Consider the following 5,672-nt stretch of genomic DNA (forward strand, 5'->3'; position numbering starts at 1 on the left):
CGAGAACATAAACAGCTAAAGCATAAAATATCGACCGACTAACAGTCGGTCATTTCTTAATTCGTTGACTCCCTGAGACCTGAATGGCTCTACACTTGCTTATCGATGATTGGATTTTTCTCCCATCTTTCTGAACAGAAGCCATAAATCATTTAATGAGGCAACGTAGCCTTCTTGAAGGAGCGTCTCAACTGCTTTCCGTTCAGCCATCATATCTTCATCCTCATGCCTCCCCGCGTATTCATTTCCTCTCTTGCAACTGAGCACAAAGACCTGCGCCTTAAAATACATAACAATTTTGGCGATCAGGTCTGGGTTGCAGAGCATACAAGACCCGACCTTTCACAGCGCCGTTTAACAGATCTCGAAATTGTCGATGCATGTGCTGATGCGATCCAGCAAGCAGATTACGTGGTCTGCATTTTTGCCGACCGACGTGGCAGTGCTATTGAGGTAGGCGGCCATCTTGCAAACGCTACCCACTTTGAAACAGAAATTTTTCAGGCCGCCGTCCTGAAAAAAGATATCCGCGTACTCACCACAAAAAACTTTACGCCAGATCCCGCGCTCAAAGAATTGCTAAACATTCTGCGCGGCAACAACGCCATCACCAAATGGTCCGAAGAATTATCTGATGACGATATACTTAAAACAATCGAAAAACTGGTTGGCAACCCGGGCCGGCATCGCTTCAGGAAAATCATCACGCGCTTCCAAGAAGGCTTTTTTGACGCAAGGGGCACCCCGCACAAAGGCGGAGAAATTTTGACGACATTCTTCGCCGGTAACCACCTCGTAAACCCTGCCGTTTCGCCCGATCTCAACATCGTAAAGAAAATCGTTCACTCGTTATCTGAGCAGGAAAACCAACACAAAAAGCTATCGCGTGTATACATTGCCCTACGTGAAATCCTGGCCCGCCCACTGGAAGAAGAATCGCTACTCGCCTTCCGCAATGAGCTCCTCGGGCACTGGGTCTCCGCTGCGTCCTGGTACGGGCTGCATGGCCATATCCGATCCGGTGCGCTCGCCGCAGCGTTGAGCATGGCAGAGGTCCGTGCGCACATGAAAGCAAAGCACCTGCATTTTGATAACGCACAGGTGCTCGCCTATCCTGGTGGCTCGATTGCCAGCGCGCTGTATTCCATAGCCAGGCAGGTAGCCGGCTCTCGTAGAACTACGCTCCTGCAGCAAGCACACCAACATATTGCACATGCCTTAAACGACCCCGCTAACAAACCCGAGAACCTAATTGCAATCAGGGGCAGTGTCAACCGGCTCCGTGGAGCGCTTGACGAAGCTGTTACTGACTACAAAACGGTCCTGCATTTCCGCAAAATTAACGACGCCGGCTTCGAAAAAATTGGCGACGCCCAGTCTGAACTTGGCTTTGGCCTCATCCGTCAGTGGCAAATCCCAAAAGGACGTGATCACATTTTGCACGGCGTCCAGCTTATGCGCAAGGCAAGACCTTCCGGCTTCCTCGTACGTGGATTAAAAAAACTGGCCATTGCACACCTCATCACCGGCCATCCCCTCAAAGCACTCGACGCTTTTAACGAGGCAAAGCGCGTAGCACACGAAGCCAAAATGTTTGATCAGGTGGGATAAAGGATCTCTCAATATAGCTGCTTAATGTGCGCCTCCAGGCCGTAAAAATCGTATATCTCAGGGATATCTTGCCGGCCCTTATTTTTGTTACTTCTCCCAGCAGTTGATGCTGCATCTTAATCGCGTCTTCCCAATCTCATGCTTTGATGTTAAGATAAGCGAGTGCTACCTTTCAAATTCCATATACACCAATCCCGTTTGAGCGTATCATCCTGCGGCCCATGACTGATAATTCTTCAAGACGTATACGGATTTTCCTCTCTTCCCCCAGCGACGTTAAAGCTGAACGCGACGCACTCAAACACCTCATTGAACACGACCTCATGCGGACCCTCGGGGATGACCGGGACCTGTACCTCGAACCCATCATGTGGGAAACGCACACCATCCCCGGCATGGGCAATATCCAGGACAATATTTTTGACCAAATAGGCGGCTTCGATATTTTTGTCGGCTTCTTCTGGCAACGCTTCGGGACACCCACCGGCACGTTCGATTCCGGCTCGGAAGCCGAGTTTCACAAAGCCTACGAAATGTGGCAGCAGGACAACGCGCTACCGGTGCTGATGTACTTCTGCAACCGGCCCTACTTGCCTACTGCAGACAATATCGAGCAGATCACCAAAGTACTCCATTTCAAGCAGGAAATTGGCGACAAAGGCCTGTATTGGGAATACGGAGAAGTAAGCGAACTGAAAGACCTGGTTCGCGTGCACCTGCACAAAGCCATACTACGCCTCCTGGGCGAAGATGATGAAGGCGATATCGAGCCGATGGACCAGGCGTACCGCACCTATCTCGGGCGCCTGCTCCGGCGCTGCCGGCTCCTGCCCCTCGGCGCTTTCGGCTTCGAGCACGGCGCAGAAGACGACGTGACGCTGGATCAGGTGTACATCAACCTGCTCACCACCAGTAAACAGAAAATCGAGAAAGACGGTGAAGAGGAAGAAATTTCGATCACCGCACTCGAAGCCGTTCAAAACACCGAGCGCCTCGTACTGTTGGGCGATCCTGGCTCCGGGAAAAGCACCTTTGTCAAGCAACTGCTGGTAACCGAGGCCAAAAAGGCACTAGACGGAGACGCAAGCGGTCTGCCCGTTTTTGTAACGCTAAGAGCACTTGCACCGCGCCTCGTCAGTGCTGGAAAAAATGCACTGACGCCAGACAAGCGCCGGCACCTGCTCGCCCGCTGTGTATTGGACTACGTGATTGATGACGTGCACGCCCTGCAACTATCAGAGGCAGTTCCTGTGCTCCAGGAGGCGTTCAGGACCGGCGACGTCCAGCTTGTGCTCGATGGCCTCGATGAAGTGCCTTTCGAAGCGCGATCGCTCGTTCGCGAAACCGTGGGCGCCCTCCTTGACCACCACGACCTCAAACGTGTGATTGTTACCTGCCGGATCCGCTCCTACACCGAAGAGAGCCGCATAGAAGGTTTTGATGCGCACACCCTGGCGCCGTTTGACGATGCTCAAATTCAGCAATTCATCGCCGGCTGGTATGACGCCCAGATGCAACTGGGCGCGCTCAAAACATCAGATACAGCCAGGCTGACGACAGACCTTCAGCAAGCGGTAAATACGCAGTACTTGCGTCAGTTAGCCCCAAACCCCATGCTGCTGACTACCATGATTATGGTACACCAGGAAGATAAAGAACTCCCGCGCCAGCGGGTTGTGCTGTATGAAAGGGCTGTAGATATTTTGCTTAGGAAATGGGAAAAAGACAAAGGCCAATTACCGGAAGACATGCAAGAGCTGCTGAGCAGCAAGGAACGCATCCGGCCCATTGTGCAGCGGCTTGCGTTTGAGGCGCACAAGAAAAAAAGAGCCGACGCAGCAGCAGACTTGCCCCGGCATGAAGCCATCCACATCCTGGAGCAGGATGCCTATTTGGGTGACCTTGCGTTTGCCGGGCGTTTTCTGGATTACGTAGATGAACGATCGGGCCTGCTTATTGGCTTAGGGGGATCGCTGGGCAAACCGGCGGCCTACAGTTTCCCTCACCGTACTTTCCAGGAATACCTCGCCGGCTGCTACCTCATAAACAACCCACGCTCTGCAGCACGCGAAATCCGCAAACTTGCCAAAGAAGGAGACTTCTGGAGCGAAGCCGTCCTGCTGGGTGCGCAGGAACTGCTTTTCAACCGGGAAAACCCGTATCAATTGCTCGATAATGCCAACAGCATGATGCCACAAGAGATCACGGATCAGACAAAAGCGCGCGAAGCGCTCTGGTCAGCCCAGATGGCGCATGAGGTGGGACGCGAGGCCGTGCTCCGCGATGAAGAAACCGGGCAGGCGTATCTCGACAACGCGGGGGCTGCGCTTCTGAACAGCTTACACACGGACCTTCCTCCCGTGGAACGCGCAGAAGCCGGCCGCCTCCTCGCGCACCTCGGCGATCCAGATCCCGCGGTGCTGGACATAGACAAAATGCAATTCTGCTACGTGCCGGCAGGGCCGTTCATCATGGGTAGCCCAGAGGATACAGGAGATGATGACGAGCATCCACAGCATACCCTTGATCTGAATTATTCCTACTGGATCGGTCAATCCCCTGTAACGCAGGCGCAATATAAGGGCTTTGTCGAAGCTGGCGGGTATGATCAAAAGGAGTGGTGGACAGCAAAGGGCTGGCAGGAAAAAGAAGGAAGAGACTGGACAGGACAAGAAATATATGGTAACCGGTTTAACTTACCCAACCATCCCGTAGTAGGGGTTTCATGGTACGAAGCATACGCTTTTACCCAATGGCTGACAGCCCGTTGGCGCAGCAGAGGATTCCTGGAAAAAGAAGGATTGGTACAACTGCCCAATGAACCAGAGTGGGAGAAAGCTGCGCGCGGCGGCATCGATGTACCATCAGCACCTCTTCTAGCATCGCTTGATGATTTGCCGCAGCCCGAGCAGATGCCATTAGTCAAAAACAATCTCACGGGAAAGCAATATCACTGGGGTAATACATTCGATGCCGCAAATTTGAACATGGGTGACACGGGAATAGGAAGCACAACACGCGCTGGATGTTTTCCTGCTTGCGCCTCGTGTTACGGTACGCACGACATGAGCGGCAATGTGTGGGAATGGATGCGAAACAAATCTTTCCCTTCCTACCCCTACCCCCTTACTGAACGAGACTGGGAAGCTCCAGGAGGAGATGATATCCGTGTTGTTCGCGGCGGCTCGTGGATCAATAGCGGTAACCTCGTCCGTTGCGCGTACCGGGGCAACAACCTTCCGTTCAACCGCCTCTACGACTGGGGTTTTCGTGTTATTGCGCTCCCTAAAGGCGGTGGGGCTACAGCGGGCGAAGGCTAAAGCGCTACGGCGCAAGAATTGCAGTAGGTCCCGGCTCTTTTCTCTTTGAATTGGTTCTTTAAAAGCACTGGTATTAAAGATTAGCCCAAAAGGAGGACAGAGCCGCCCGAAGGGCGGAAAAAATGATAATTTCAAATCCAGCAATTAAGGAATTCCTTTCCAGCCAGGCGCCAACAATGGTCATATTTACCCGAACGTTCGATTTTCTAGACTGGCTGCTTCCAGCCACCAAAAATTTTCCACGCCCCTACCGTCACAGCTTCACCAGCCGCCTGCTGAATGCAGCGTTCCGCGACCGCGTGGTGTATCATGCGCTTTGCAATATCATTGAACCACATCAGATATGGCAATACATTCGGACTACAAAAAGCCATGCTTGAATCAAGTAGCGTATGAAGCCGATTGGCTGATAGCCCTTTATAAATCAAAAACTGCAACTGGATAAATTATTGCCGCAACTTATTCGGCAATCCTACTCACTTAAAAAATCCAGGATATTGGAAATTGTCTGCTTTACCATCGGAGCCGATAGCGAATACCGATCATGACCCGGAACATACACGACAACTTTACCCGCTCCATAGTCGTGTGCCCACCCCGGGTAGGCGTGGCCGTTTGCTTCGGAATAGCTCTCCATAAACACGTTGGTCTCCGCCGGATCTAATTCCACCCTGAATTCCTCGTCACGGATGATGAAGGGCTCTACGTTTTCATTGAGTCCGCCATATGCTCCCACTGGGA

At 52.4% G+C, this 5,672-nt stretch carries 3 protein-coding genes; 2 read left to right on the forward strand and 1 reads right to left on the reverse strand.

Annotated features, from left to right (window positions below; translation table 11 throughout):
- Positions 1-225 precede the first annotated feature (225 nt).
- Both AAF564_25645 and AAF564_25650 read left to right on the forward strand, forming a co-directional pair.
- Positions 226-1,611, forward strand: coding sequence for a hypothetical protein (locus tag AAF564_25645; protein ID MEM8488955.1), 1,386 nt, complete (start codon positions 226-228; stop codon positions 1,609-1,611).
- A gap of 221 nt (positions 1,612-1,832) precedes the next feature.
- Entirely contained in the window at positions 1,833-4,931 is a 3,099-nt protein-coding gene (locus tag AAF564_25650; GenBank protein ID MEM8488956.1) for an SUMF1/EgtB/PvdO family nonheme iron enzyme, read from the forward strand.
- Between the two features lie 472 nt (positions 4,932-5,403).
- On the opposite strand, the gene AAF564_25655 is transcribed toward AAF564_25650, so the two are convergent.
- A partial coding sequence (locus tag AAF564_25655) for a hypothetical protein (protein ID MEM8488957.1) occupies positions 5,404-5,672 on the reverse strand: 269 nt, incomplete at its 5' end.

Source organism: Bacteroidota bacterium (genome assembly GCA_039111535.1).
In the GTDB taxonomy this organism is placed as follows: Bacteria; Bacteroidota; Rhodothermia; order Rhodothermales; family JAHQVL01; genus JBCCIM01.

Bases quoted from the DNA above. Each gene is read 5' to 3' on its own strand.
- AAF564_25645 (MEM8488955.1), top strand. From the start codon at position 226: ATGCCTCCCCGCGTATTCATTTCCTCTCTTGCAACTGAGCACAAAGAC.
- AAF564_25650 (MEM8488956.1), top strand. From the start codon at position 1,833: ATGACTGATAATTCTTCAAGACGTATACGGATTTTCCTCTCTTCCCCC.